This is a genomic window from Streptomyces sp. SX-6, from assembly GCF_059089585.1.
Genome location: NZ_JBTHHU010000007.1, coordinates 154,208 through 180,447 on the forward strand (window position 1 = coordinate 154,208; position 26,240 = coordinate 180,447).

The window sequence follows — 26,240 nt, forward strand, 5'->3', positions numbered from 1 at the left end:
TGCCTCCATCGAGTGGCATTGGCCCCGTGAGACACGGCAGACTGCTCACGATCACAAGGAGGTCGCCATGGGACTCCGGGCCAACCCGACGCTCAGGCAACGCCGTTTGGGCATCGAACTTCGCAGATTGCGTGACGCGTCCGGCATGAACGCCGTCACCGCAGGCCGTCACGCCGAACTCGGGCCGCAGCATCTTGGACACATCGAGTCGGGTCGAACAGCCATTCCCGAGACCAAGTTGCGCTCCCTGGCCACCGCCTATGGTTGCGAGAACCAAACTTTGGTTGACGCCCTGGTGACCATGAGCGCATCGGATGGCAAGGGCTGGTGGTCGGCCTACCGTAAGTCCTCAATCGGTCCCAACGGGCGCGACTTGGCAGAGCTGGAAACCTTGTCTGCGGTCCACTGCTCGTTCCAGTGGGTGCACATTCCCGGCTTGCTTCAGACCACCGAGTACATGCGAGCGCTGTTCGAGGGCGGAGCGCCTGATGCGTTGCCCCGCGAGATCGACACCTCTGTTGCCTTCCGCGCTGACCGCCAGCGAGTCCTCACCGAGCAGTCGCCGGTGGCCCTCCATGCGATCATCCATGAAGCGGCGCTGCGCATGCAGTTCCTGGCACCGGACGTCATGCGGCGTCAGGTGGAGCATCTCATCGAGATGGCCAGGCTCCCCAATGTCAGCATTCAGGTGCTTCCGTTCAAGTCTTCCGGATTCCCTGCCAGGTTCGGAACGCCATTCGTCATCTACGAACACGCTGTGCCGGAGCTCAGCACGGTCTACGTGGAGCAGCCGCTCTCTTCGCCCTTCGTCAGTGACCAGGTGCACCTGGGGCGGTTCACAAAGACATTCCGAAGTCTCGCGACGGTGGCCCTGGATCCCATTGACCTCGACATCGGACCAGAGTTCTATAAGAGGAAGACCTCATTCTCATTGATCCAGCACGTGCTGCATTCCCTGTGAGACGGACACCATGCCTGACCTCAAGTGGCTGAAATCAAGCTTCAGTTCCAGTGGTAGTGACGATGAGTGCATAGAGGTGTGCGCATTCCGTCCGCGAGGCGTGCGACTCAGGGAGAGTGATCGACCAGGTTCCGTACTCGCCCCCGGTCCGACGGCATGGCTTGCCTTTCTCGGCCGCATAAGAGCCGGCGGGCTCGACGCGCCCATGTGATACAGGGCAGGAGAGGGCGGCTCGGAGAAGCGGCTGGCCCGGCCTGTGGCCGTTGTTCATACCCAGGTGTAGTTGTGGTCGGTGACGGCGGGTAGAGCCGCGTCGGTGACTGTGGCGTGGGGGTTGGGGAGAGTGGCCAGGACCGGACCGATTGGCGGGAAGATAGGCAGCTCGGCGGTCTTGCGGTAGTCCAGCCACTCGATGATCCCTACCTCGTGGTTGCCGTCCTCCAACTCGTCGTGTTCTTCGGCGGCCAGGGTGGCGCGGGTGTCCTTGCTGATGTGGAGCCGGTAGAGCAGGTGCAGCTTGCGCGGTGGCGGGGTGGAACCGGGGCGGGAGACGCGTTGGTCCACGACCCACAGCAGTTCGGGCTCGCTCGCGTGGGCGGTGTCGAGCGCGAGTTCCTCGGCGAGTTCGCGCCTGAGCGCGGCGACCAAGTCCTCGCCTGCTTCGACGTTGCCGCCGGGCGGGGTGTAGTGGACGGAGTCGGGCCGGTCGCGGCGGATGAGGGCGACGTCGTTGCCGCAGAACACGAGGGCGCCGGTGCGGATTTTGATGCGGCTGAACGGTACTGGGGTGGTCATGGCGGCAGTATCGCGGCGGGGCGGCCGGCGCCGGGCGGGAACCCGGAAGGTTCCTGTCCGCATGCGCTGGCCGCCCTGGCGGATGTGCTCAGGCGGTGGCCACGCGGGAACGCATTCGAGCTGCCGTCAGCTGAGATCGTGCTGCGGTGGGTGATGGGTGTCATGTCGCGCGGCGATGGATTTGTCGACGTGTGCGTACTCGCGCTCAACACGCTTCGGCGCGCACTATGTTGGTGATTACGGGTGACTGATGTCCATCGATGGCGTCCTGCTGGGGGCGTCGGGAGGCGGTAGCGGGCGATTTGGGTGTAAGCGGGGGCATGGCGGCCGCGTCATCACACCCAAAATTCCCGCAGTTCACAGGTAAACGACCACATGGTCACCAAACAACTCAGCCCCTGTCACCGGGCCTCCCATACTCCCGAAGGCTGCCGATACAGACCTTTTGCACACCACCACAAGGGACGCGGTCGTCCCATCCGCCGTGTTGTCTCGTTACCGGATGCCGCGAACGGCCTGAGGGTCGGTGGGCGCGAGGCCGGACCGCGCGGTCTTCGCGGAGGCGGCGGTCGGGGTTACGTACACCGGGGTGGGGTCGGGTTCCGGGGCGCAGGTCTTGGCGATGAAGCCCTTGCCCGCGGGAAGGCGGCCGTCTCGCAGATAGGCGGTGAACGTGTCGTCCAGGCAGGTGTTGCCGTGGAAGAGGATCTCGTGGAAGCTGCCGCCCTTCTGGACGACCAGCTTCGATCCGCGCAGTGCCTTGTGCATGGCGACGCCGCCCTCGTACGGGGTGGCGGCGTCCTCCGTGGCCTGGAAGAGCAGGACGGGCGGCAGGCCCTTGCCGGTGATCTTCAGTCGGCCGGCGCGGTCGCCCTGGTAGGGCCAGAACATGCAAGCGGCGTTGTACCACATGTTGTTGTACGTGTAGAAGGGCGCGACGGCGTTCACAGCCACCTGGTCCTTCTTCCAGAACTCCCAGTCGCGCGGCCAGTTGTTCTCCGTGCACTGGACCGCGTTGTACGCCGGGAACGTGCCGTCGTCGGCGCCCGGTGCCGCGTAGGTGTTGTAGGCGATGCTCAGCGGGCGGGTGTCGTGCTTGGTGAGGTACGCCGACAGCACGGTCGCCATCCGTGGCCAGCGAAGGAAGTTGTAGCCGCCGCCGTAGAAGGTGTCCTCGAACTCGGCGGGGCCGATCCTGCCGGGACCCGGGGCGGCGTCAGCCGGGTTGGCCCGCAGCTCGTCCTCGACCTGGTCGTACTTCCGCTTCACCGTGGCGGCGTCGGTGCCCAGGTGGTAGACCGAGTCGGCCTTGGCGGTCCATGCCGCGAACGCGTCGAAGCGGCGCTGGTGTTCCTTGTCCTGGAGGATGTTGTGGTCGTACCAGCTGATGGTGGGGCCGACGATGCTGTCCAGCACCATCCGGCGCACGTGCGAGGGGAAGAGCTGGCCGTACGTCGAGCCCAGTGAGGTGCCCCACGAGCCGCCGTAGAAGTTGATCTTCTGGACGCCGAGTGCCCGCCGGATGCTGTCCATGTCGCGCGCGTTGTCGACGGTGGTCATGTGCGGCAGGAGCCGGCTCCAGTTCGCGGCGCAGTCGGCGGCGTACTTGGCCGATTTCTCCAGCCACGCCTGCGAAGTGCCTTTGCTGATCTGGTAGTCGGGGCGTGGGCCGACGAAGTACTTCGGGTCGCATGTGACGTGTGGTTCGCTGGCATTGGTGCCGCGCGGGTCGAAGCCGATCCAGTCGTAGGTGGAGGCGACGTCCTGGGGGATCTTGCCGGAGATGTAGGCGGGCATCCACAAGCCGGAGTCGCCCGGGCCGCCGGGGTTGAGCAGGATCGGGCCCTGTCGCCTGTTCGCGGGAGCGGTGGCCGGGAGCCGGTTCACCTTGAGCTTGATCTTGGTGCCGTTCGGGTGCGCGTAGTCCAGCGGGACTTCGAGCATCGCGCATTGCAGAGCGGGAGTGGTGGCGTCGTGGCAGGAGCTCCAAGTGAGCTCCTTTGGATGGCCGTTGGCCGATGCCGAGGTGGGAGTGATGACCGCGAGGGCGCTGCCGATGGCAACGGCGGCCGCAAGCAAGGCTCTTGCTCTTCTCATGGAGAGCATCATGTGACATGTGCAATGTCACATGCCTGCACGGTCGAGCGTGTGTTATTCAACCGTGACCGCAGCCGGGTGTCTGTGGGAGGCTGACCCGATGTCTGTAACTCTCCGCCACTTGGACGCCAGGCTCTTCCCTGCCTGGCTTGAGCGCAGTCGGGCCGAGTACGCCAAAGATCTTGTCGCTGCCGGGCAAACGCCCGAGGATGCCCACCGGCACGCGGGCGAAAGCATGGCCCGCTTCTTCCCCTCCGGTACACCAAGCCCGGGGCACGTGGTCTTCGACGTGGTCGATGACGCGGGGATAGCCGTCGGCTACCTCTGGATCGGACCGGACGCGAGTGACGACGCCGGCGCCTGGTGGGTCTGGGACATCGAGATCGACGCCGACAAGCGGGGGCAGGGCTTCGGGCGAAGGACCATGGTCCTCGGCGAGGAATACGCCCGGACGCAGGGCGCTCATACCCTTGGTCTCAGCGTATTTGGGTTCAACACAGGTGCGCGCGGCCTTTACGAGTCGCTTGGCTATGAGACGACCACGGTGAAGATGCTCAAGAGACTCGGCTGAGGTTAAGGCGCCCTGGGTCATTTCGTTGAAGGGGACAGCCAGTTGGCTGCCCCCTTCAATGCGCTAGTCGGCGGTGTGTGCCTTCTGGGTCACACGGTCAGTTGATCGAGGATGTCGGCCACCTCCGTCGGTTTGAGCAGAAAACCGACGTGGCTGGTGGCGAGGGTGTGCACGTCGTACGGATTGTCGGGCGTCAAGGCGTCGGCTTCGGAAATCAGGCGGTCCTGCATGGCAACAGGAAGCGTCCGGTCGTCGGCGAGGCGGATGTAGGTGCGGGGGATTGTGCCCCAGGTGTCGGCATGGCCGCGTGCGTCGGACATCATCACCGCCAGGGACTCGTCCGGCTGCAGGATGTTGAGGAAGGCCCGGAACTGCTCGTCAGTGCCGTCCGCCATGATCGCCGCCTTGGCGGCGGCGAACAGGCTCGGGTCGGCGGTGCGGTAGTTGGCCCGGCCGACGCCGAGTTCGGCGGGGTTGCCGACGTTCAGCGCGGCCAGTGGGGCGAGCAGGTTGTCGCCGAACTCGGGCTCCTGCATGTACTCGATGGGGTTCGATCGTTGCACGCACGACCATGCGGAGATGTAGACGAGCCGGCTCACCAGGTCAGGGATCGTGTTGCCCACCCCCGTGATAGTGGTTCCGCCGAGGCTGGCACCTACCAGGACCACCGGCCCGTGCTCGGCCACCCGCCGGACGACGTCGACGACCATGTCGATGTTGTCCTGAAGGGTGACCCCGGCCAGTGCCGACGGCTCGGCCGCCCACGCGTCGAGGTCCTGCGGGGCCTGGTAGGCCGCCGGGTACTGCGCGTCGAAGCCGTGCCCCGGCAGATCGACGGCGAAGCTGCGATGGCCGAGCAGCGCCAGCTCGCGCTGGACAGGAGCCCACATCAACGAACTGGAGCACGAGCCGTGCACGAGCACGAACGTCGTATTCGCATCGCGGGCCTGCCGCGGACGGGAGGCGTTGCTGGAGACAGATGTCATACGGGTCAGTCCAATGTCCGGTGGGCGGCGCAGCAGGCAGGCATGGCTGATGGGCCGATGCCGGCGCGGTGAGCCGCCGAAGCTGAAGGAGAAATGGACGCACCTGTCACCAGGCGCATCGCAGTTCAGTGGCCGGGCGCACGCAAGCCGGTGGCAGCGATGCGCGTCGACGGTCAGGGCCGAGCGATACCCGCAGGGCAGCGCCGTGAGATCACGGTGGTTTCCTGCGGGTTCCTCGGCTGGCGCCGGTCGCAGAGCGACTGCGACGGCAGACGTCTTAGGCGGTCCGAAGGCGGACGAACATGTAGGACATGACAAGGACCCTACCTGATCATGGATCATTGTCGAGGCCGATTTCTGTCCCAGCGAGATGGACCGAACTGGCCTGTCCGTTCGCGACGCCGAGAGAGAGCGGGAATCAGCCGTGATCCAACTGCGTGCAGCAGCTGTCGCGTTACTCACCTGGGCGTGCGCACTGATCGTTGGCCCGGCTGAGGCAGCAGAGCCAGTTCCCCTCTGGCCGGCCGGAGTTCATCCCGTCCGGCCAGGGGAACGTATTGCAGTGACAGCTGAAACCGGTCAAGTGACGAATGGCGACGTAGTGACATCGAAGGCGTTCACGGCCGGCGGAACGCTGCGGATGCACACGCCTCTCCTCACAGCGACGGTCTCCATCAAGTGCGACGCCCCGCCAGGGGACTATGCAGTCGAGACCAACTCGTCAACAAACCAGAATCCGTCGGTACACAACGCGTCATGGACAAAGGTCCAGGTCCAGGACGTCGACGCCGCAACCCGTCGGCAGTGCCGCGACGATGAGAGGAACCACCCGGCCCCAGCCGATTCCTCTGAGGAGCAGTGGCCCGCGAGCGCCCAATGGCCCCAGTCTCCCTGGGACGTACGTTCCTTCCGGCCCGGTAGCCGCATCGTGATCACTGACGACGAGGACGAAGGGCGCGACGGAGAGGTCACGTTCGTTTCCCCGGCCTTCGCCGACAAGCCCGTGGGCCGCGGCAGGAGGGCCTTCCTGAGGGCGGCCGCAACCATCAAATGCGACGCAAAGGTGGGGCTCCACCCCGTGTACCGTCACCTGGCCGGCGACACCAACGGCTCGGTCAAGAACGAGATCTGGGCCCGCTACCGCGTCACCCTCGCGGACAAGGGGGAGGCCGGAACATGCCGGGATGATGAAGCCGATTCCGAGGACAGCACCGTCACCATCGCCGCAGCAGTCGGCGTAGCCGCTGTCCTCGCCGCCGCAGGCATTGTGGTGTTGAGCCGGCGTGCCCGCCGCACACATTGATCCCTTGATTCCGGTGCTGCCTGCCTTCGGATGCGCATCCGAAGGCAGGCAGCAACTGCCCGGTCAGTACTGCGTCGTGACCGTGACTCCGCTGAACGACGAGTTGGCGTACAGGCTGATGTACCGGTAGCCCGCTGTCGTGTTGGTGACGGTAAGGCTCTGGGTGGTGCCGGGGTGGGTGGACGACGCCGTGTAGGCGGTGTTCGTCGCCCAGGTGTCGGGGTTGTAGTACAGCGAGGCGTCGCCGCTGCCGCCGCTCGAGGAGACGGTCAGGGTCGTCGTCCCGGCCGGGAGGTAGAGGTACAGGTAGTCGAGGTTCCCCGCCGTGGCCGAGCGGTCGGCCCGGGAGCAATTCCTGCCCATCACCCGGGTGTCGGGGTCGGTGCACGCGGTCACCCCGCCGCCCACGGCGACCTGCTGGCGGGCGTCGGCGGTCCGTCCGAGGTCGTCGGTGACGGTGAGGGTGACGGTGTACGTACCCGCGGAGGCGTACGTTTTGGACGGGTCGGTGTCCGTGGACGAGGTCCCGTCGCCGAAGGTCCACGACCGTGAGGCGATGCGGCTTCCGGCGGCCGGGGCGGACTTGTCCGTCAGCTTGACGGTCAGGCCGGAGACGTTCGCGTCGAAGGCCGCCGTCGGTCCGGCCTTTGCCGCACAGGCGCCGGCCGCGCACGCGGTCAGCCAGGCGTCGAAGTCGGCGTCGTATCGGGTGCCGATGCCGGTGTTGTAGACGGCGTAGCCGCCCGGGTAGTCGCCGGTCCGGAAGCGGGCGAGCATGGCGGCGATGTCCGCCGGGTGCTTCTCGGCCATGTAGCGGACCGCGAGGTAGCCCCACGGGTAGGTGCGGGTCACATCGCTGTTCGCGTAGGTGTTCTGGAACAGCGTGCTCAGCCGGTAGGTGTGCTTTGCGGCCTGGGCGACGGCGTCGTCGTCGGTGATGCCGCGGTAGCCGTACGAGACGTACTCGGCGAGGCCCTCGATCCACCAGACGTCCGGGACCGCCGTCTGCTGGGAGAAGTCGCCCTTCATGTCGTATCGGGCGTCGAGATAGTGCGTGTACTCGTGGTTGAGGTTCCATATCCGGGCCGGGAAGCCGTTGTCCTGCGACTTCTGGTACATGATGGACATGGGCTGGTTGTCGGGCTTGGTCGGGTCCCCGGTGAGGGTGATGCCGCCGTTGTTGGTGTCGACGCCGAAGATCGCCCCGGCATAGGTCTGGTAGTCGGCGCGGCTGCCGAACACGACGAGCTGGATGGTGGATTCGTGCTGGCCGGGTATCGGCCCGTCGTCCTTCACGAGGCCGTGGAAGTACGCGTCCTGGCGCAGGACGCTGGCGCATGCGGCGGCGAGCTCGTCGGAGGTGAGCGCCTGCGCCTTGATGGTGTGGCTCGCGTCGCAGGCGTGGGTGATCGGCAGTGCCGCTTTGGACAGCCGGTCGGGGAGGTTGCAGACGTCGTAGTACGCGCAGTTGTCCCGGTCGTAGTAGTCGGCCTGGGAGGCGACGGTGACCCACAGGGACGCGGTCGGGCCGGTGATCTTCGCGGCGTTCAGCAGGCCCTTCATCAGCGGCCGGACCGTGGCCCTGAGCTCCGGGTGCTCGACGTAACGGGCCACGTTCATCCCGGCGTTGGAGTCCAGGTAGGAACGGTCGGTGCCCAGAAGGTCCAGGTGGTTCAGCGCGAACGTGTTGAGCGTGTCGACGATGCCCGGGTCGGCGGCGACCGCCTTGACGTAGGCGGGGTTGCCGTTGCCGCGCCAGAGGGGGGTGTAGACGTCGTTGACGGCCGCCACCATGCTGGGGATGGCGTCGTAGGAGCTGTTGTAGCCGTTGAGCAGCTGCTTGTAGGTGTTCAGATAGCGGGCCTGCTCGTCGGCGCTGTCCGTGAGGATGACGACCTCGCCGAGGACGTCGCCGTTTCGTGAACTGACGTCTCTGGAGTGGCTGTTGGCGAAGAACGCGTCCAGCCCGCCCTCGGCGGTCTGTGCCAGCTCCTGGCCGTAGGTGCCGACATCGGACGGGTGGTTGTACTGCACGTAATAGCCCGCGCGCAGGAACATCACCAATTGCAGCGTGTTGGTCGAGTTGTCGCCCGGATACGCCGGCGCGGCGCTCTTGAAGGCGTCGGCTATGGACACCATTTGGGCTTCGCGGAAGACGTTGTGCGCGTCCGTGCCGGTGATGCCGAAGAGCCGGTTGACGCAGTCCACGGGTGAGGCCTGGACGAACGAGACCAGTTCGGATCCGGTCCGGCGGCCGAAGTCGGCCGGGTCGCAGGAGGCCGCGACGGGTCTCCCGGCCTCCTTGGCCGGCTTCTTCTCCGCTCTGAGCGGCGGGAGTTGGGATGTGGAGAGCCGGTGGTGCCGCACGGCAGGCCGGTCGTTCGAGCCGGTCGGCGGCAGGGGGTTGTGCCGTGCCGTGGCGGCGGTGCCGGTGGCGGCCCTCGCGGGGGCCGCGAGGGCCGGGGTTGCCAGGAGGGCGGCGGCCGTGGCGCAGGCGGCCACGCATCTGGGCAGGGTGAAGTGCTGGAGCATACGCACTCCTTCGTGTGGGGGGGGGCGGCCTCGGGAAGGGGGGCGAGGCGTATGCGGCACGGTCTCACCGTGCGGTGGGGCGGGCAATGGGGTGTGACATAGCACATTGCATGGTCATGCCATAGTGCGGCCGGGGTTCCAGGCCGGATGGTCTGCGGGTAAACCTCGATCTGTCGTGATCTTGTTCACGTCGATCACTCAACGTCGTCAATACCCGAGCCATTTCATCCGAATTGATCGGATCGTCGGCTGCGCTCGGTAATTGCGGGGCGTGGTGCTCCGGTTTGACGTCTTGTCATGCTCGCCGCGTGCCGCGGCCTTCCGCTACCGTTCGGCACGCCGCGGTGGTCTGACTAGCCACCCGAATCTCAACGGGGGAGTCACCACACATGTACGCCCGCCTGCCCTGGCGTCGAAGGGGCCATTGCCTGACCGCTGCCGCAGGTGTCCTGCCGCTGAGCGCGGGAGCAGGCGACGCCGCCTCCGCGGGCGGTCCCGGCTGACCGGCGGTCCGGTCGCCGCCGCCTCTTCCTCCTCCTGACTCCCGGGCGGCGGCCCGTCGTCGCTGCCCGGCTGCCCCCGTTCCGCCTCCGGCGGGAGCGTTTTCCCACCCATCAGCAAGAAGGTTCTCCTTGCGCATCTCACGCAGACGAATACACCAGGCCGCCGTATCGGCGCTTGGTACGGCCGTCTTCCTCACCAGCGGAGCCGGTCTCGCCCACGCCGACGGGGGCAAGCACCGACCGGGTGCCACCCACACCACGGCACCGGCCACCAAGACGCCCGTGCCCGCCCCGGTCAAGGGCCTGCCCACCGCCAAGCCGACCGACAAGAGCGGCTGGACGGACGCGGACGCCCTCCGCTTCTGGACCCCCCAGGCCATGGCCTCGGCGGTGGACCCCGCCAAGCCCGCCGCAACCCCGAATTCCAAGGCGCGGCAGGCCCTGCCCAAGGGCACGGGCAAGGTCAAGGGCAAGGGCAAGGGGCTGGCGGCCGGGGACATGCCGACCGCGGAGCACATCCTCGGTCTGAAGTCCGTGGGCACCATCTTCAGCTATGACCGGGACCCGGACACCGGCCAGATGAAGCACCACAAGTGCACGGCCAGTGTGGTGGAGAGCCCGGGGCACAACCTGGTCCTCACCGCCGGGCACTGCGCCGGCGGCAAGGCGGTCTTCGTGCCCTGGTACCGCACCGAGTACTCGCTGGACAAGCAGACCTACGGGTTCTACCGCGTCGGCGACTGGTTCACGGACAACCGGTATGCCCAGGGCCACGAGATCAAGACCAAGGAGTCGGACCTGGACTTCTCCTTCGGCAGGCTGGAGCGCTCGCCCAGCGGCAAGAACGCCCAGGACGTGGTGGGCGCCAACACCCTGGTACGCACCCCGGCCTACAACAACAGCGCCTGGATGGTCGGCTACCCCTCGTCGCACAACCCGGAGGACCACGCGGTCCGCTGCCCGGTCCAGACCTCGGCCCTGCCCGGCTTCTACCAGATCCAGGCCCTGTGCAGCGGCATGTGGGGCGGCGTCTCGGGCGGCCCCTGGTTCTCCAAGGTCGACTGGACCAACGGGACCGGCGAGATCATCGGTAGCGTCGGCGGCTACAACGGCGGCGGCAACGACGCCAACGTCGACTGGCTGACCTACAGCCCCATGCACGGCGACTGGTTCTTCCGCCTCTACGAGGAAGCCAAGGCCAACCAGCACGTCAGCCACGGCAGTTCGTACGAGCAGCCCGCGCTTCCCTACTCCATGGGCGGCGGTGACACCTGGAAGCACGCCAAGCTGATGGCTTCCGGCGACTTCAACGGCAACGGCCACAGCGACATGATCGTGGTGTGGACCGACGGCGAGGTCACCATGTACTACAGCGACGGCAAGGGCCACTTCACCGGTGAGCGCCAGATGCTGGCGGCCAACTCCACCTGGACCCACGCCGAGACCATCACCGCGGGCGACTTCACCGGCTCCTCCCAGTTCGACCTGATGGTGCGCTGGTCCGACGGCGAGGTCACCCTCTACGGCGACGTCGGCTCCAACGGCCTCAATGTGTCCGGCACCCAGATGATCGCCGCCAACGAGACCTGGAAGCATGCCACCCAGATCGCCGCGGGCCGCTTCAACGCCAACCAGTACGTCACCGACCTGATGGTGCGCTGGTCCGACGGCGAGCTGACCCTCTACACCAACGTCGGCGCGGGCACCTTCGGGCAGGAGCACAAGCTCAAGGACTCCAACGACACCTGGAAGCACGCCACGCTGCTCACCAGCGGCGAGTACTCCGGCAACTCCAAGTGGGACCTGATGGTCCAGTGGTCCGACGGCGAGCTCGACAACTACGTCGGCACCACCCCGTCCGGCCTCGGCGGCGAGAACCGCATCAAGGACGCCAACTCGCTGTTCACCCACAACACGGTGATGACCACCGGCAACTTCACGGAGAACGGCCGCACGGACGACGTCGTCGTGCGCTGGTCCGACGGTGAGACCACCATGTACCAGGACACCCGCATCAACCAGCTGGGCACCGAGGTCAACCTCGTTCCCGCCGCGTAACCACCGCGCTGCGAGGCGGACGGTCCGTCACCCGAAGGGTGCGGATCGTCCGCCCGGCGAACAGGCTCAGTAAGCCGTCCATCGCTGGTAGTCGTCACCGGCAAGGCATTCGTGGAGGTCGGCGCCGTAGCCGTCTCCGATGTCGAGACACTGCTTGGGCCAGCCCTCGAGTACCGCACGCCTGTTCTTGAGAACCATGTATCCGTCGCCCGTCATTTCGGCGAACCAGAGCGACGAGTCGTCATCACAGGTCCAGCTGCCGACAGTTCGTCTGTCACCGGGGTTGGCGCCCAAGCAGGCGCCGGCGACACCGGTCTCGTTGTACCGGTAGCCGATCTGGTCGTAGTAGTTGACTTCGTAGGGCTGTTGGTCACAGATCAAGCCCAGCCATGTCGAGGTCCCGTTGTAGTTGAAGCACTTCCCTATCTGCTTGTTCTGGATCCGCACGAAAGCGCCGGTCGACGTGGCCGGAGAGTGGGTTGCCGCCGAGGAGGTGCCGGTGAATCCCGCGAACGCGAGGGTGCAGGCCATGAGGGCGAGGGTGGCAGCCCGAAGCGGTGTCTTGTTCACGTGTAGTACTCCGTTTCCGGGCATGGACACTGTGGCAATGTCATGCCCGCATCAGACAGGGGAGCGGTGGCGAATGTATCCAGGCGCGAAGGCGCCGACAAGCGCCGGATCAGGCCACTCGGCGCCCGCCTCGTCTAGTGTCTGGCCACGCTCCAGGTCCGCGACGCCCAGGCACGGAAGTGCGGTGACTGCGCGATGAGATCGCGGTACGCCGCCGTGGCGGAGGCGAAGAGCGTGTCCACCACCTCGCCGACGAGGCTCTCGCACCGCCAGGCCAGCACATAGCGGCACCACAGAGGCGTACCGGTCAGGGGCTTGACGAGCACGTCGGGCGCCGGACGGAGGGTCGCCTGCACGATGGAGACCCCGAGACCGTCGGCGATCATGTGCTGCAACTGGAGCCGGTCGCCCAGGAATTCGTGCACCGTCACCGGCGAGAAGCCGGCGGCCCCGCAGGCCGCGTAGAACACACCCGGCCAGCCGGCCCCGTCGTCGGGGGTCAGGAACCACGCGTCGTCGGCCAGATCGGCGAGCGCGACCTCCACGCAGTGCCTGAGCCGGTGGCGCGCGGGCAGGGCGACGAAGGACGGCTCGGTGACGATCCCGCGGTGCGCCACGGCGGCCGAGTGCCGCAACTCCTGTCCGGGGTAGTCCGCCGCGATCGCGGCGTCCGCCTTGCCGTTCTCGAGGAGTTCGACGATCTCCGACGAGGCGTACACGCTGCTCACCGTGAGGTCGAGATCGGGCAGCAGGGTCCGCAGCCGCATGGCCATGCCGGACAGGACCGGGGAGTTGGTCGCGGCCAGGCGCAGCGGCCGGCGCGCCTTCGCCGTGCCCTCGACGGGCCGGCGCCCGACCGCCGCCGCGCGGGCCAGGACGTCACGGGCCTGGGCGACCACCTCCACGCCGTACCGCGTCGGCTCGACGCCCGAGATCGTGCGCTCGAAGAGCGGCTCACCGAAGAACCGCTCGATCCGCCGGAGTTGCGTGCTCATGGCCGGCTGCGAGTACCCCAGCGCCGACGCGGCCCGGCCCACGCTCCCGGCATCGGCGATCGCGCACAGCACTCGCAAGTGCCGAAGCTCCAGCTCCATGTCGGCGTGGTTCCACATTCACCGTCGTGCTAATCCCGGCCCTGGACGACTGGAATGTGACCCGTAACATAGCAATGTGAAATTGCACTGCCCGTCCGTGCCCGAGGGGGTTCAGTGATCCGTACCGTCAGTCATGACCTGCCCGTCTCGCCCGAGTTCGCGTCCTTCATGGCGGACGGCTGGGCGGCCTCGCCCCTGGCCGGCGACATCCGGTTGCCCGCCGCCGCCCTCACCGCGGCCCGCCGGGCCCGGCTCTCCGCGCGGTTCCCCGGCGAGCGACTGCTCGTCCCGGCGGGGGAGTTGAGGGCGCGCTCTAACGACTGCGACCACCGATTCCGCCCGCACAGCGCCTACACCTGGCTGACCGGCCTGGCCGGGGAGGAACAGGCGGGCCATGTGCTCGTCCTCGAACCGGACGGGCCGCACGGCCACGAGGCGGTGCTGCACATACGGCCCCGCTCGCCGCGCGCGGACGAGGGCTTCTACCGGGACCGCCGCTACGGCGAGTTCTGGGTGGGCCGCCGCCCCGACCTCGCGGAGTCCGAGCGGATGACCGGCATCCGCTGTGTCGCTCTCGGCGAGCTCCCGCCGGGGCGCGATGCGGCCGCCGACACGGAACTCGCCTCGGCGCTGAGCGAATTGCGGCTGGTCAAGGACGCCTGGGAAGTGGAGCAGCTGCAACTGGCGGTCGACCACACCGTGACGGGATTCGAGGACGTCGTACGCGCCCTGCCGCGCGCCCTCGCCCACCCGCGCGGCGAGCGCTGGATCGAGGGCGTCTTCGGCCTGCGCGCCCGTGCCGAAGGGAACGGCACCGGCTACGAGACCATCGCCGCATCCGGCGCCCACGCCTGCGTCCTGCACTGGATCCGCAACGACGGGCCGCTCGACGCGCGGGAGTTGCTGCTGCTGGACGCGGGCGTGGAGACCGACAGCCTCTACACCGCCGACATCACCCGCACCCTCCCGCTCTCGGGCCGTTTCTCGTCGGTCCAGCGGCAGGTCTACGAACTCGTGCTGGCCGCCCAGGAGGCGGGCATCGCCGCACTGAAGCCGGGGGCGAGCTTCCGCGACTTCCACCGGGCCGGGATGCGGGTGATCGCCGAAGGGCTTGCGGAATGGGGCGTGCTGGAGAGCGCGGAGGGTGATCTCCACCGGCGCTACACGCTGTGCAGCAGCGGCCACATGCTCGGCCTCGACGTCCACGACTGCGCCCAGGCGCGCGCCGAGGCCTACTTGGACGGGGTGCTGGAGGAGGGCCAGGTGCTCACGGTCGAGCCCGGCCTCTACCTCCAGCCCGATGACGAGACCCTGCCGCCCGAGCTGCGCGGCATCGGGGTGCGCATCGAGGACGACCTGGTGATCACGGCGGAGGGCGCCCGGCTGATGTCCGGCGGGCTGCCGCGGACGCCGGACGCCGTCGAGGAGTGGATGGGCCAACTCCTCGGCGGGTAGGCCGAGGAGGGGATCGCGGGGCTCTTGGCAGCGTGCAGTGCAATGTGAAATATTACTGACGTGCCCACGGGAGAATCCTCGGACGTCATCGTCGTCGGCGCCGGCGTGGTCGGCGCCGCATGCGCCTACTACGCCGCCGAAGCCGGCCTCCGCGTCACCGTGATCGACCGCGGCTCCGTCGCGGGCGGCACCACCGGAGCCGGTGAAGGCAACCTCCTCGTCTCCGACAAGGAGCCGGGACCGGAGCTGGAACTCGCCCTGTGCTCCGCGCGGTTGTGGACCGAGCTGGCCGGGGTGCTGCCGCCGCGGATCGAGTACGAACCCAAGGGTGGTCTCGTCGTCGCCTCGGACGACGCCGGGATGGCCGCGTTGCGGGACTTCGCGGCCCGGCAGCGCACCTCGGGCGTCACCGCCGAGGAGGTTCCGGCGGACCGGCTCCGGGAGCTGGAGCCCCACCTCGCCCCGGGCCTGGCGGGCGGCGTCCGCTACCCCCAGGACGCGCAGGTCATGCCCGCCCTCGCCGCCGCGCACCTGCTGCGCGCGGCCGGTGACCGGATGCGGGCGCGGGTGCGGCTACGGTTGCGGCTGCGGCTCGGCGAGGAGGTCACCGGCCTGCTGACGACAACTGACGGCTCCCTGCGCGGAGTCCGGACGCGGTGCGGGGAGATCCACGCCCCGTACGTGGTCAACGCCGCCGGGACCTGGGGCGGCGAAGTCGCCCGGCTCGCGGGCGTGGAGCTGCCCGTGCTGCCCCGCCGGGGGTTCGTCCTCGTCACCGAGCCGCTGCCGCGCGTGGTGCGGCACAAGGTGTACGCGGCCGACTATGTGGCGGACGTGGCCAGCGGGTCCGCCGCGCTGCAGACCTCGGCGGTGGTCGAGGGCACCCCGGCGGGCCCGGTCCTGATCGGCGCCAGCCGTGAACGCGTCGGCTTCGACCGGACGTTGTCGCGCCAGGCCCTGCGGCGCCTGGCGGCCGGGGCCACCGCGCTGTTCCCGGTGCTGGCCACGGTGCGGGCGATGCGCACGTACACCGGCTTCCGCCCGTACCTGCCGGACCACCTGCCCGCGATCGGCCCCGACCCGCGCGTCCCCGGCCTGCTGCACGCGTGCGGCCACGAGGGCGCGGGCATCGGGCTCGCCCCGGCCACCGGGCTGGCCGTCGCGCGGTGCCTGACCGGCGGCGAACCACCGCTGGACATCGGCCCGTTCGGCCCCGGCCGCTTCGCGGCCACCACGCGTCCCGGTCCCGTCCGATAGCCCGAGAGTCCGATGCCCGAGAGTCCGAGAGGAGGCCTCTGTGGCCCGTACCCCCGCCGACCTGGTCGGGGCGCAGCCCGGTCCGCCGTTCCAGATCACCTTCGACGGCCGTACCATCACCGCCCGGCCCGGGCAGACCGTCGCCGCCGCCCTGTGGGGTGCCGGGATCCTGGCCTGGCGCACCACCCGTGACGGGGGCCGCCCGCGCGGGGTGTTCTGCGGCATCGGCCAGTGCTTCGACTGCCTCGCCACCGTCAACGGACGTCCCAACCGCCGGGCCTGCCTCGTCCCCGCCCGCCCCGGTGACGCGGTCACCACCCAGGAGGGGCACGGCCATGACGACCTCGGAATCTGAGGAGTCCGAACCGTACGACCTGGCGGTCGTCGGCGCGGGCCCCGCCGGGCTGTCCGGTGCCGTCACCGCGGCCGGACTCGGCCTACGCGTCGCCCTGTTGGACGCCGCCGCGCACACCGGCGGGCAGTTCTACCGCCACCCCGCACCCGCCGCCCGCGCGGCCCGGCCCGAGGCCCTGCACCACGACTGGTCCGCCTACGCCGGCCTGCGAGGGCGGCTGGCGGAGAGCGATGTCACCCACCTGCCCGGGCACCACGTGTGGAGCGTCACCGACGACACCCCGGCCTGGACGGTGCACTGCCTCACCGGTGACGACGGCTGCGACGAGCGGCCGGTGCGCGTACGGGCCCGCGCGGTGCTGCTGGCGACCGGGGCGTACGAACGTCAACTCCCCTTCCCCGGCTGGACCCTGCCCGGCGTGGTGGGTGCCGGGGGAGCGCAGGCCATGCTCAAGTCCGGGCTGGTGCTGCCGGGGCGGCGGATCGTGGTGGCAGGCAGTGGGCCCCTGCTGCTCGCGGTTGCCTCGTCACTCGCCGCGGCCGGCGCCGAGGTGCCCGCCGTGGTCGAGGCCTCCGGGTACGTGGCGTACGCCCGCCACCTCCGGGCCCTCGCGGCCAATCTGCGGAAGGCGGCCGAGGCGCTGGTCCACGGAACGGCACTGCTGCGGCTGCGGCAGCGCAGTGCGGTCACCCAAGTGCACGGCACCGACCGGGTGGAGGCCGTCACCGTGACCCGGCTCGACCGCGACTGGCGGCCCGTGGCGGGGACGGGCCGCCGGATCGCCTGCGACGCGCTCGCCGTAGGACACGGCCTGGTCCCGCAGATCGAACTGGCCACGGCGCTCGGCTGCGCGACCCGCAGAACGGCCGACGGAACCGTGGCGCTGACCCTGGACGTCCGCCAGGAGACCTCGGTCCGCGGCCTGTGGGCGGCGGGTGAGACCGGGGGAGTGGGCGGCGTCCGGCTGGCCTGCGTCGAGGGCGAGCTGGCGGGCATCGCCGTCGCCGCCCGGCTGGGCGGAGCCCGTGCCCGCACCGGCCGGATCCGCGAACTCCTGAGCCGCCGCAGGGGGATGCGCGCCTTCGCCGACGCCATGGCCGCCGCCCACGCCCCCGGCCCGGGATGGCCGCAGTGGCTGACCGACGACACCGACGTGTGCCGCTGCGAAGAAGTCACCGCCGGACGCGTCCGCGAAGCGGTCGACGACCTGGGGGCGCGGGACGCGCGCACCGTCAAGCTCCTCACCCGGGCGGGCATGGGCTGGTGCCAGGGGCGGATGTGCGGAGCCGCCGTGGCCTGCCTCGCCGCACGCGGCGGCACCCCCGAACTCCCCGCCGAACGGCGCCCGTTCGCCGTACCGGTCCCGCTCTCGGCACTCGCCGAGCCGGAGCCGGAACAGTGACCCCTTCCCCCACCGCAGAGAGAGGCTCGCCGACATGACACACCCCTGGCGCGGCATCATGGTCGCCACCGCCCTGCCCCTGCGCGACGACCTGTCCGTCGACTACGACGCCTATGCCGCGCACGTCCGTTGGCTGCTCGCCAACGGCTGCGACGGCGTCGTGCCCAACGGCTCGCTCGGCGAATACCAGACCCTCACCGACGAGGAGCGGGCCCGCGTCGTCGAGGTCGCCGTCGAGGCGGCGGGCGACGGTGCGCGGGTGATGCCCGGGGTCTCCGCCTACGGCAGCGCCGAGTCCCGCCGCTGGGCGGAACAGGCCGCCGAAGCGGGCTGCGGCTCGGTCATGCTGCTGCCCCCCAACGGCTACCGCGCCGACGAGCACGCCGTACGCGCCCACTACGCCGAGGTCGCCGCGGCGGGGCTGCCGGTCGTCGCGTACAACAACCCCATCGACACCAAGGTCGACCTCACCCCCGGACTGCTCGCCCGGCTGTACGACAGCGGCAGCATCGTCGCCGCGAAGGAGTTCAGCGGCGACGTCCGCCGAGCGTACGAGCTCGCCGAACTCGCCCCGGGACTGGACCTGTTGATCGGCGCCGACGACGTCCTTCTGGAACTCGCCGTGGCCGGCGCGGTCGGCTGGGTCGCCGGCTACCCCAACGCCTTCCCCGCCACGTGCGCCGAGCTGTACCGCGCGGCCGTCGCGGGCGACCTCACCACGGCACTCCCGCTCTACACCTCCCTGCACCCACTGCTGCGCTGGGACTCGAAGACCGAGTTCGTGCAGGCCATCAAGCTGTCCATGGACATCGCCGGACGCCACGGCGGTCCCACCCGCCCGCCGCGCTTCCCCCTCACCGGCGAAGCCGAAGCGGCGATACGGGCCGCCACCGGCAAGGCCCTCGCCAACGACCACCGCTGAAACGACTACCGCTGAAGGGAAGTTCATGCGGACGCGTCATGTCTTCCACGCCGTCGACTCGCACACCGAGGGCATGCCCACGCGCGTGATCACGGCAGGTGTCGGGACGATCCCCGGCACCACCATGGCCGAACGGCGGCTGCACTTCATCGAGCACCTGGACCACCTCCGCACGCTCCTGATGTACGAACCGCGCGGCCACACCGCCATGAGCGGCGCGATCCTCCAGCCGCCCACTCGGCCCGACGCCGACGTCGGCGTCCTCTATATAGAGGTCTCCGGAGTGCTCCCGATGTGCGGGCACGGCACCATCGGCGTCGCCACCGTCCTCGTCGAGACGGGCATGGTGCAGGTGACCGAACCGGTGACGAAGGTACGCCTCGACACCCCGGCCGGACTGGTGAGCGTCGACGTGCACGTACGCGACGGCGCGGCGAGATCGGTCACGCTCACCAACGTGCCCGCGTTCTGCGTCGGGCTCGACCGCAAGGCGGAGGTGCCCGGGTACGGGACGGTGACGTACGACCTCGCCTTCGGCGGGAACTTCTACGCCTTCGTCGAACTCGACGCGCTGGGCCTGCCGTTCGACCGCTCCCGCAAGGACGACCTGCTGGCCGCCGGGCTCGCCGTCATGGACGCGATCAACGCATCGCCGGACCGGCCCGTCCACCCCGAGCAGCCCGCGATCGCCGGAGTGAAACACGTCTACCTGGCCGCCCCCGGCTCGGACGCACACCGCTCACGGCATGCCATGGCCATCCACCCCGGCTGGTTCGACCGCTCCCCGTGCGGCACCGGTACCTCGGCCCGCATGGCCCAGCTGCACGCTCGCGGCCTGCTGCCGCTGGGCCGCGACTTCGTCAACGAGTCGTTTATAGGCACCGAGTTCACCGGCCGCCTGACCGAGGAGACCACGGTCGGCGGGCTGCCCGCCGTGATCCCCACCGTCACCGGACGCGCCTGGATCACCGGCACCGCCCAGTACTTCCTCGACCCGGACGACCCCTTCCCCGGAGGCTTCCTCCTGTGACCACAACCGTGTTCGTCTCGCGCAACCCCGCCGACCCGGCCGATGTGGTCGCCGAGTTCGCGGCACCCGGGCCCGGCGCGGTCGTGGACGCCGTCGAGCGGGCCCGCTCGGCCCGGCCCGTCGGAGCCGCCGCCCGCTCGGCCGCACTCACCACGATCGCCGACGGCATCGAGACCGTCGCCGACGAACTGGCCGCGCTGGCCGTGCGCGAGGCGGGCAAACCGCTCGCCGAGGCCCGCGCCGAGGTCGTACGCACCGCCGCGATCTGGCGCTACTACGCCCAGGCCCCCTACGAACCCACCGGCGCCGTCCATGAGACCGCCGCGGGCCCCGGCCTGCTCCTGACCCGCCGCCGCCCGTACGGCGTCGCCGGACTGATCACCCCGTGGAACTTCCCCTTCGCCATCCCCAGCTGGAAAGCTGCACCCGCACTCGCCGCGGGCAACACGGTCGTCCTCAAACCCGCCCCCGAGGCCACCGCCTGCGCCCTGCGCCTGGCCGAGATCGTCCAACAGGCCGTGCCCGAAGCCGCGTTCACCGTCGTGCCCGGTGGGGCCGCCGAGGGCACAGTGCTGGTGTCGGCCGCCGACGTCGTCTCCTTCACCGGCTCGACGGCCGCCGGCCAGGCCGTGGCGGCGCGCGCGACGGCCCGGGGCGTGCCGGTGCAGGCCGAGATGGGCGGCCTCAACGCCGCGATCGTCCTGCCGGACGCCGACATCGCGCAGGCCGCGGCCCATATCGCCGCCGCGATCGCCGGGTACGCGGGTCAGAAGTGCACCGCCACCAGCCGCGTCATCGCGGTCGGCACGGCCCTCGCCCCGCTGCGCGACGCACTCGCCGAAGCCCTGCGCGCCGTCCCGGTCGGCGACCCGGCCTCCGTAACGACCGTGTGCGGGCCGCTCATCGGCGAAGCCGCCCGCACCCGGGCCGAGGAGGCCTGCCACGGGCTGAGCATCCTGGCCGCGGGCTCCGCGCCGGACGGACCTGGCTGGTACACGGCCCCGGCCCTGGTGGAGAAGGTGCCCGAGAGCCACCGGTTGCTGCGCGAGGAAGTCTTCGGCCCCGTCGCCGCCCTGCTGCCCGCCGACGACCTGGCCCACGCGGTGCGGATCACCAACTCCGTTCCGTACGGCCTGGTCACCTCGGTCCACACCACGGACCTGGACACGGTGCTGCACGGGCTCGACCACCTGGACACCGGCATGATCCGCATCAACGCGCCGACCACAGGCGTCGACTTCCACCTGCCGTTCGGCGGCACGAAGGCCTCCGGCCACGGCCCCCGCGAACAGGGCCGTGCCGCTCTGGAGTTCTACACCTCGAGCCGTACGTACACCCTGTCGCCGGCCGGCGCTACCGCTTGACCGAGGTGGCCCACAGGGAGCGGACCTTGCCCAGGTGGCGGGACATGCACTGCTCCGCCCCCTTGGCGTCGCCCGCCAGCATCAGGTCGAGGAGCTCCAGGTGCTCCTCGGCCGACGGGAGCAGCTCGCCGCGCTCGTCCAGTGCGGTGAGCCCGTACAGGCGCGAGCGCTTGCGCAGGTCGCCGACGGTCTCGACGAGCCGCTCGTTGCCGGAGAGGGCCAGCAGGGAGAGGTGGAACTGCCGGTCGGCCTCCAGGTAGCCGATGAGGTCGTGGTCCCGTGCGGCTCGTACGATCTCCTCGGCCACGGGGCGCAGCGCCTCCAGCTGCTCGCGGCCGGCGGTGCGGGTGACCAGGACGACCGTCGGTATCTCGATCAGGGCGCGGATCTCGGTGTACTGGTCGAGATCACGCTCGTTGACCTCGGTGACCCGGAAACCCTTGTTGCGGACCGGCTCGACCAGGCCTTCCCGGGCCAGGTCGAGCATCGCCTCGCGCACGGGAGTCGCCGAGATCCCGAAGTCCTCGGCGAGGCCCGGCGCCGAGTAGACGTGGCCGGGGCGCAGTTCGCCGGAGATCAGGGCGGCCCGCAGGGCGTGGCCGACCTGGTCGCGCAGCCGTTCCCGGTTGGCGTTCAGATCGCGGTGCTGCAAGTGCCCCATGGCGGGAATCCCTTCGGGCCGGAGCGGATCATTACTCTACATGCAATGTCACACCTTATTCCGTCGCTTACCGGCCGCGAGAGGCAGTCATGAACCCTGCGTACGCCACCACCGACCACGTCTTCACCGTTCCTCTGGACCACTCGGCTTCGGGCGGTCCCTCCATCGAGGTGTTCGCTCGTGAGGTCGTCGACCCGGCCCGCGAGGGTGAGGAACTGCCCTGGCTGCTCTTCCTTCAGGGCGGCCCGGGCTGCAAGTCGCCCCGCCCGTCGGCCGGTTCGCCGGGATGGCTGCCGAAGGCGCTCGAGACGCACCGGGTGCTGCTGCTCGACCAGCGCGGCACCGGGCGCTCCACCCCGGTCACCGCGCGGGCCGCCTCCCGGTTCGGCTCGGCGGAGGAACTCGCGGCGTATCTGGGCCACTTTCGCGCCGACTCGATCGTCGCCGACGCGGAGCTGATCCGCCGGCGCCTGTGCGGTGACACCCCCTGGGAGACGCTCGGCCAGAGCTACGGCGGCTTCATCACGCTCACGTATCTGTCCCAGGCCCCCGAGGGACTGCGGGCCTGCTATGTGACCGGCGGGCTGCCAGGGCTCACCGCCACCGCCGACGACGTGTACGACCGCACCTGTCCGCGCGTACGGGACCGCGTCCTCGACTTCTACGCCCGCTACCCCGACGACGCCACCCGCCTGCGTACGATCGCGGACCTGCTCGCCGCGGGCGACGTCCGGCTGCCGGACGGCGACCGGCTCACCGTCCGCCGTCTGCGCTCCCTCGGGATCGTGCTCGGCATGGGGGACGGGTTCGAGCGGCTGCACTGGCTGCTCGACGAAGCCCTCGATGCCGATGGCGAGTTGAGCGATACCTTCCTTCACCAGGTCGCCTCGATGACCGGCTTCACCGACAACCCGCTCTACGCCGTCCTGCAGGAGTCGCTGTACGGACAGGGTGCGGGCCCGACCGGTTGGGCGGCCTCGCGGGCGCTCGCCGGCCGTCCCGAGTTCGCCGAGGAGGCCGGCCCTCTTCTGCTCACCGGCGAGATGGTGCTGCCCTGGATGTTCCAAGAGATCGCGGGCCTGCGTCCCTTCGCGGACGCCGCCGAGCTCCTGGCCGCACGTACCGACTGGCCGTCCCTGTACGACCTGCGGCGCCTGGCCGCCAACAAGGTCCCGCTCGCCGCGGTCGTGTACCACGACGACATCTACGTCGACGCGGAGCTCTCCCTGCGCACCGCACGCGAGGTCGGCGCCACCCGTGTCTGGGTCACCAACGAGTGGGAGCACGACGGCCTCGCCGCTTCGGACGGCCGCGTACTCGGCCGCTTGATGGACCTGGCCGCCGGCCGCGCATAATCCAGCGGCCCGGCCGCTGTGCGTCAGCGGCCGGGCCGGGTGGGGGTGGGGGAGTGCCGGGCGGGCCGGGTGGGGGAATGAGGGGCCGGGCGTCAGCCCACGTGGATGCGGGGGCGCCGGGAGAGGTCCGGCTCCGCGCGGCGCAGCACCTCGCGGGTGACCGGCGCGACCTCGCCGTCGCCGAAGACCAGGAAGCGCAGCAGGTGGCCGAGCGGATGGCCCTCGGTCCAGTTGAAGTACGCGTGCGGGACCATGTCCGTGCACGCGCGCAGTTCCATCAGGACGGCGGCGATGGTGTTGGCCACGACCGGGCCCTCGACGCGCAGGATGCGGGCGCCGTGGCACTCCTCGCCCGTGACCTCGAGGTCGGAGGTGAAGTCGGAGGAGTCCCGGACCATGACCTCGAGGAAGAGCACGGGCGAGCCGTCGGGGATGTGGGTCTCCTCGCGCTGGCTGTACTCCTTCGCCCGGTACTCGGCCTCGTCCCGCTCGTCCGGCTCGTTGGCGACGATCCGCAGCGGTCCGGCGGCGGCCGCCTCGTCGACCAGTCGCCGTGCCGTCTCGTCGAACGTGACGTCCACGGCGCGCAGTTCGAAGGCGCGGTGGACCCGGGAGGCGATGGAGGAGAGCAGGATGGCCAGGATGAACAGGGAGGCGATCTTCAGGCCGTCGGGGCGCTCGATGACGTTGGCGACGAGGGTGTAGGCGAAGACCGCGGTGATCACACCGAAGCCGACGCTCGCGGCGCGGTGGCCGCGGTGGCGGGCGGCGATGGTCGCGGCGAAGGACGCCGAGAGGATCAGCACCAGCACGCCGGTCGCATAGGCGCCGCCCTGCGCGTCGACGTCGGCGTCGAAGAGGACGGTGACGGTGACGGCGATGGCCATGAAGAGCAGGACCAGGGGGCGTACCGCGCGGGCCCACTCGGGGGCCATGCCGTAGCGCGGGAGGTAGCGCGGGACGAGGTTGAGCAGGCCCGCGAGCGCGGAGGCGCCGGCGAACCACAGGATGGCGATGGTCGACACGTCGTACACCGTGCCGAACACCTCGCCGAGGTAGTTGTGGGCGAGGTAGGCGAGCGCGCGGCCGTTGGCCTCGCCGCCCTTCTCGAACTCCGCCTTCGGGATGAGGACGGTGGTCGCCAGGCTGCTGACGAGGAGGAAACCGCTCATGATCAGGGCGGCGGTGGTGAGCAGCCTGCGGGTGTCACGGATGCGCCCGGCCGGGTTGGCGTGGGTGTCGCCGGCACCGCCGCGTATCTGGGGCATGACGGCGACGCCCGTCTCGAAGCCCGACATCCCGAGCGCGAGCTGCGGGAAGACGAGCAGTGCCACGCCGATCATGCCGAGCGGGTTGGGGTGCTCGATGGTCAGGGCGCTCCACCAGCCACTGATCACCCCGGGGTGGGCCGCCACGTGGCCGACGGCGACCGACAACACGACCAGGTTGAGCACGAGGTAGACGGCGACGAGGACGACGGCGATACGGATGGCTTCCTTGAAGCCCTTGAGGAACACCGCGCCGAGGCCCGCGAGGAGGAGCAGCGTGATCCACAGGTTGCCGTTGTGCATCCAGCTCGGCGCGAAAGGGTTCTCCACGACGTGCGCGGAGGCGTCGGCCGCCGACAGCGTCATCGTGATCATGAAGTCGGTGGCGGCGAAACCGAGCAGGACGAGAACGAACAGCTTCCCCGCCCACCAGGGCAGCAGTCGTTCCAGCATGGCGATCGAACCTTCGCCGTGGGGGCTCTCCTTGGCCACGCGCCGGTAGACGGGCAGCGCCCCGAGCAGGGTCAGCGCGATGAGGACGAGCGTCGCCAGCGGGGAGAGCAGGCCGGCGGCCAGGGCGGCGATGCCCGGCTGGTAGCCCAGGGTGGAGAAGTAGTCCACGCCCGTCAGGCACATCACCCGCCACCAGCTGTGGCCCTTGTGCTCCTCCGGCGGCGTGCCGTGCGGCCCGGGGTGCCGTGCCGACTGTTCGCTCAGTCCCTCGAGGAGCCAGGCCCGCCCGCGGCGGGCGGTCTGTTGCGGCTCCGTATCAGCGGGTTCGACCCGCGTGCCAGTCATCAAGCTCTTCCTTGCCGATTCATTGACGCGTGTGGGCAACGAGGAGCGAGTATCCACCAGTGCTGGTACGCCGCCCGCAGGGGGTGGTGTCCCAGCCGGTCCGCAGGAGCGCGGCGAGGAGCGCCTCGGCGATCATCAGGCCGGGCCCCTGGCGGCAGACCTCCGCTTCGGGCCGTAGCGGGACCGGGTGGCCCGAGGGGCAAAAGGATTACTGGTGCATGATCGTCGCAAGCCGGTCATGCGGCGGAACGGGTCAGTCCGCCCCCAGGAGGGCCAGCGTCGCCGTCACCAGCTGCTCCATGCCGACGGCGGACGCGTCGTCCTCGACGACCAGGTAGCGCAGCGCGAGGCCGTCGAAGCCCGACAGGAAGAAGCGCGCCACCGACAACGGGTCGGCGGTCAGGGGCTGTTCGGACCGGTCGGCCACGTCGGCGATCATCCTGGCGGCCGTCTCCTCCAGCTCGCCCAGATGGGCCCTCAGCACCTCGTGCAGCTCCGGGTTGCGCAGGGCGTGTGTGGTGAGTTCGATGAACAGCAGATAGCGGCCCGGCTGATCACGCAGCGCCTGCCACAGCGCCCCGGCCATCAGCCGCAGCGACTGCTCGAACCCCCCGCCGGCGGACGCCGCCTGCCGGACCAGCCCGACCAGTTCGACGGTCAGCTGCTCGGTGACGGCGCGGTACAGATCGCGCTTGGAACCGAAGGTGTAGTGCACCGTGGCCTGGGCCACGCCAAGTTCGGCGGCGATGGCACGGGTGCTTCCGGCGTCGACTCCTTCGCGGGCCATCAGGTCGATGGCAGCGCGGACGAGTTGCGGGCGCCGCTCGGCGGCGGGGACGTGGGGCATGCGGCCAGCGTAACCACTGCGACCCGGGATGTTCACCAGCCAATTCCGTCAAGTGA

22 protein-coding genes are annotated in these 26,240 nt (G+C 69.8%); 13 read left to right on the forward strand and 9 right to left on the reverse strand.

Features of this window, described 5'->3' with window-relative positions; all coding sequences use genetic code 11:
• Nucleotides 1-67 precede the first annotated feature (67 nt).
• Nucleotides 68-961 (forward strand): helix-turn-helix domain-containing protein, encoded by an 894-nt coding sequence (locus ACV530_RS11045; RefSeq protein WP_494332172.1) that lies wholly within the window; start codon nucleotides 68-70, stop codon nucleotides 959-961.
• 10 nt (nucleotides 962-971) lie between these two features.
• Nucleotides 972-1,172, forward strand: coding sequence for a DUF397 domain-containing protein (locus ACV530_RS11050; RefSeq protein ID WP_494332173.1), 201 nt, complete (start codon nucleotides 972-974; stop codon nucleotides 1,170-1,172).
• A 56-nt stretch (nucleotides 1,173-1,228) separates the two neighbouring features.
• Here ACV530_RS11050 and ACV530_RS11055 read toward each other — a convergent pair whose 3' ends face one another.
• Nucleotides 1,229-1,756, reverse strand: coding sequence for an NUDIX hydrolase (locus tag ACV530_RS11055; protein WP_494332174.1), 528 nt, complete (start codon nucleotides 1,754-1,756; stop codon nucleotides 1,229-1,231).
• A gap of 495 nt (nucleotides 1,757-2,251) precedes the next feature.
• Nucleotides 2,252-3,853: an alpha/beta hydrolase gene (locus ACV530_RS11060; protein ID WP_494332175.1), complete on the reverse strand. Its 1,602-nt coding sequence runs from the start codon at nucleotides 3,851-3,853 to the stop codon at nucleotides 2,252-2,254.
• A 121-nt stretch (nucleotides 3,854-3,974) separates the two neighbouring features.
• Between ACV530_RS11060 and ACV530_RS11065 the strand changes: the two genes are divergently transcribed.
• Nucleotides 3,975-4,424 carry a GNAT family N-acetyltransferase gene (locus ACV530_RS11065; RefSeq protein ID WP_494332176.1) on the forward strand — a complete coding sequence of 150 codons (450 nt, stop codon included), beginning with the start codon at nucleotides 3,975-3,977 and terminating at the stop codon, nucleotides 4,422-4,424.
• Between the two features lie 89 nt (nucleotides 4,425-4,513).
• Here ACV530_RS11065 and ACV530_RS11070 read toward each other — a convergent pair whose 3' ends face one another.
• Complete coding sequence (locus tag ACV530_RS11070) at nucleotides 4,514-5,410, reverse strand: alpha/beta hydrolase (protein WP_494332177.1); 897 nt, start codon at nucleotides 5,408-5,410, stop codon at nucleotides 4,514-4,516.
• A 562-nt stretch (nucleotides 5,411-5,972) separates the two neighbouring features.
• Here ACV530_RS11070 and ACV530_RS11075 point away from each other — a divergent pair.
• The gene (locus ACV530_RS11075; protein ID WP_494332178.1) at nucleotides 5,973-6,713 is read left to right on the forward strand and encodes a hypothetical protein; all 741 of its coding nucleotides are present in this window, start codon (nucleotides 5,973-5,975) and stop codon (nucleotides 6,711-6,713) included.
• A gap of 63 nt (nucleotides 6,714-6,776) precedes the next feature.
• Here ACV530_RS11075 and ACV530_RS11080 read toward each other — a convergent pair whose 3' ends face one another.
• The gene (locus tag ACV530_RS11080) at nucleotides 6,777-9,245 is read right to left on the reverse strand and encodes a collagenase (protein ID WP_494332179.1); all 2,469 of its coding nucleotides are present in this window, start codon (nucleotides 9,243-9,245) and stop codon (nucleotides 6,777-6,779) included.
• A 632-nt stretch (nucleotides 9,246-9,877) separates the two neighbouring features.
• Between ACV530_RS11080 and ACV530_RS11085 the strand changes: the two genes are divergently transcribed.
• Nucleotides 9,878-11,806, forward strand: coding sequence for a trypsin-like serine peptidase (locus ACV530_RS11085; RefSeq protein WP_494332180.1), 1,929 nt, complete (start codon nucleotides 9,878-9,880; stop codon nucleotides 11,804-11,806).
• A 66-nt stretch (nucleotides 11,807-11,872) separates the two neighbouring features.
• Here the strand turns inward: ACV530_RS11085 and ACV530_RS11090 are convergent, their stop codons facing one another.
• Nucleotides 11,873-12,376, reverse strand: a complete 504-nt coding sequence (locus ACV530_RS11090) for a ricin-type beta-trefoil lectin domain protein (RefSeq protein ID WP_494332181.1) — start codon at nucleotides 12,374-12,376, stop codon at nucleotides 11,873-11,875.
• A gap of 134 nt (nucleotides 12,377-12,510) precedes the next feature.
• Nucleotides 12,511-13,470 carry a LysR family transcriptional regulator gene (locus tag ACV530_RS11095; protein WP_494332182.1) on the reverse strand — a complete coding sequence of 320 codons (960 nt, stop codon included), beginning with the start codon at nucleotides 13,468-13,470 and terminating at the stop codon, nucleotides 12,511-12,513.
• 168 nt (nucleotides 13,471-13,638) lie between these two features.
• Between ACV530_RS11095 and ACV530_RS11100 the strand changes: the two genes are divergently transcribed.
• Genes ACV530_RS11100 through ACV530_RS11130 form a run of 7 tightly spaced genes read left to right on the forward strand, consistent with a single transcriptional unit; the run spans nucleotide 13,639 to nucleotide 21,255 of the window.
• Entirely contained in the window at nucleotides 13,639-14,925 is a 1,287-nt protein-coding gene (locus ACV530_RS11100) for an aminopeptidase P family protein (protein WP_494332301.1), read from the forward strand.
• Between the two features lie 60 nt (nucleotides 14,926-14,985).
• Complete coding sequence (locus ACV530_RS11105) at nucleotides 14,986-16,182, forward strand: NAD(P)/FAD-dependent oxidoreductase (protein WP_494332183.1); 1,197 nt, start codon at nucleotides 14,986-14,988, stop codon at nucleotides 16,180-16,182.
• 40 nt (nucleotides 16,183-16,222) lie between these two features.
• Nucleotides 16,223-16,537 (forward strand): (2Fe-2S)-binding protein, encoded by a 315-nt coding sequence (locus tag ACV530_RS11110; RefSeq protein WP_494332184.1) that lies wholly within the window; start codon nucleotides 16,223-16,225, stop codon nucleotides 16,535-16,537.
• Entirely contained in the window at nucleotides 16,518-17,939 is a 1,422-nt protein-coding gene (locus ACV530_RS11115; protein WP_494332185.1) for an FAD-dependent oxidoreductase, read from the forward strand. Before ACV530_RS11110 ends, ACV530_RS11115 begins: the two co-directional genes overlap by 20 nt.
• Nucleotides 17,940-17,973: 34 nt before the next feature.
• Nucleotides 17,974-18,861 (forward strand): dihydrodipicolinate synthase family protein, encoded by an 888-nt coding sequence (locus ACV530_RS11120; protein WP_494332186.1) that lies wholly within the window; start codon nucleotides 17,974-17,976, stop codon nucleotides 18,859-18,861.
• Nucleotides 18,862-18,886: 25 nt separating this feature from the next.
• Complete coding sequence (locus tag ACV530_RS11125) at nucleotides 18,887-19,891, forward strand: proline racemase family protein (RefSeq protein ID WP_494332187.1); 1,005 nt, start codon at nucleotides 18,887-18,889, stop codon at nucleotides 19,889-19,891.
• Nucleotides 19,888-21,255, forward strand: a complete 1,368-nt coding sequence (locus tag ACV530_RS11130; RefSeq protein ID WP_494332188.1) for an aldehyde dehydrogenase family protein — start codon at nucleotides 19,888-19,890, stop codon at nucleotides 21,253-21,255. The genes ACV530_RS11125 and ACV530_RS11130 overlap by 4 nt, the downstream gene beginning before the upstream one ends.
• On the opposite strand, the gene ACV530_RS11135 is transcribed toward ACV530_RS11130, so the two are convergent.
• On the reverse strand, nucleotides 21,245-21,916 hold the full coding sequence (locus ACV530_RS11135; protein WP_494332189.1) for a GntR family transcriptional regulator: 672 nt from the start codon (nucleotides 21,914-21,916) through the stop codon (nucleotides 21,245-21,247). The two genes, ACV530_RS11130 and ACV530_RS11135, sit on opposite strands and share 11 nt — an antisense overlap.
• 89 nt (nucleotides 21,917-22,005) lie before the next feature.
• On the opposite strand from ACV530_RS11135, the gene ACV530_RS11140 reads away from it, so the two are divergent.
• Nucleotides 22,006-23,271, forward strand: a complete 1,266-nt coding sequence (locus tag ACV530_RS11140) for an alpha/beta fold hydrolase (RefSeq protein ID WP_494332190.1) — start codon at nucleotides 22,006-22,008, stop codon at nucleotides 23,269-23,271.
• A gap of 92 nt (nucleotides 23,272-23,363) precedes the next feature.
• Here the strand turns inward: ACV530_RS11140 and ACV530_RS11145 are convergent, their stop codons facing one another.
• Entirely contained in the window at nucleotides 23,364-25,337 is a 1,974-nt protein-coding gene (locus tag ACV530_RS11145) for an APC family permease (protein ID WP_494332191.1), read from the reverse strand.
• A 253-nt stretch (nucleotides 25,338-25,590) separates the two neighbouring features.
• Complete coding sequence (locus tag ACV530_RS11150) at nucleotides 25,591-26,184, reverse strand: TetR/AcrR family transcriptional regulator (RefSeq protein WP_494332192.1); 594 nt, start codon at nucleotides 26,182-26,184, stop codon at nucleotides 25,591-25,593.
• Nucleotides 26,185-26,240 lie beyond the last annotated feature (56 nt).

Coding starts and splice junctions, on each gene's coding strand:
- ACV530_RS11045 (WP_494332172.1), top strand. CDS start 68: ATGGGACTCCGGGCCAACCCGACGCTCAGGCAACGCCGTTTGGGCATC.
- ACV530_RS11050 (WP_494332173.1), top strand. CDS start 972: ATGCCTGACCTCAAGTGGCTGAAATCAAGCTTCAGTTCCAGTGGTAGT.
- ACV530_RS11055 (WP_494332174.1), bottom strand. CDS start 1,756: ATGACCACCCCAGTACCGTTCAGCCGCATCAAAATCCGCACCGGCGCC.
- ACV530_RS11060 (WP_494332175.1), bottom strand. CDS start 3,853: ATGAGAAGAGCAAGAGCCTTGCTTGCGGCCGCCGTTGCCATCGGCAGC.
- ACV530_RS11070 (WP_494332177.1), bottom strand. CDS start 5,410: ATGACATCTGTCTCCAGCAACGCCTCCCGTCCGCGGCAGGCCCGCGAT.
- ACV530_RS11080 (WP_494332179.1), bottom strand. CDS start 9,245: ATGCTCCAGCACTTCACCCTGCCCAGATGCGTGGCCGCCTGCGCCACG.
- ACV530_RS11095 (WP_494332182.1), bottom strand. CDS start 13,470: ATGGAGCTGGAGCTTCGGCACTTGCGAGTGCTGTGCGCGATCGCCGAT.
- ACV530_RS11100 (WP_494332301.1), top strand. CDS start 13,639: ATGGCGGACGGCTGGGCGGCCTCGCCCCTGGCCGGCGACATCCGGTTG.
- ACV530_RS11115 (WP_494332185.1), top strand. CDS start 16,518: ATGACGACCTCGGAATCTGAGGAGTCCGAACCGTACGACCTGGCGGTC.
- ACV530_RS11120 (WP_494332186.1), top strand. CDS start 17,974: ATGACACACCCCTGGCGCGGCATCATGGTCGCCACCGCCCTGCCCCTG.
- ACV530_RS11125 (WP_494332187.1), top strand. CDS start 18,887: ATGCGGACGCGTCATGTCTTCCACGCCGTCGACTCGCACACCGAGGGC.
- ACV530_RS11135 (WP_494332189.1), bottom strand. CDS start 21,916: ATGGGGCACTTGCAGCACCGCGATCTGAACGCCAACCGGGAACGGCTG.
- ACV530_RS11140 (WP_494332190.1), top strand. CDS start 22,006: ATGAACCCTGCGTACGCCACCACCGACCACGTCTTCACCGTTCCTCTG.
- ACV530_RS11145 (WP_494332191.1), bottom strand. CDS start 25,337: ATGACTGGCACGCGGGTCGAACCCGCTGATACGGAGCCGCAACAGACC.
- ACV530_RS11150 (WP_494332192.1), bottom strand. CDS start 26,184: ATGCCCCACGTCCCCGCCGCCGAGCGGCGCCCGCAACTCGTCCGCGCT.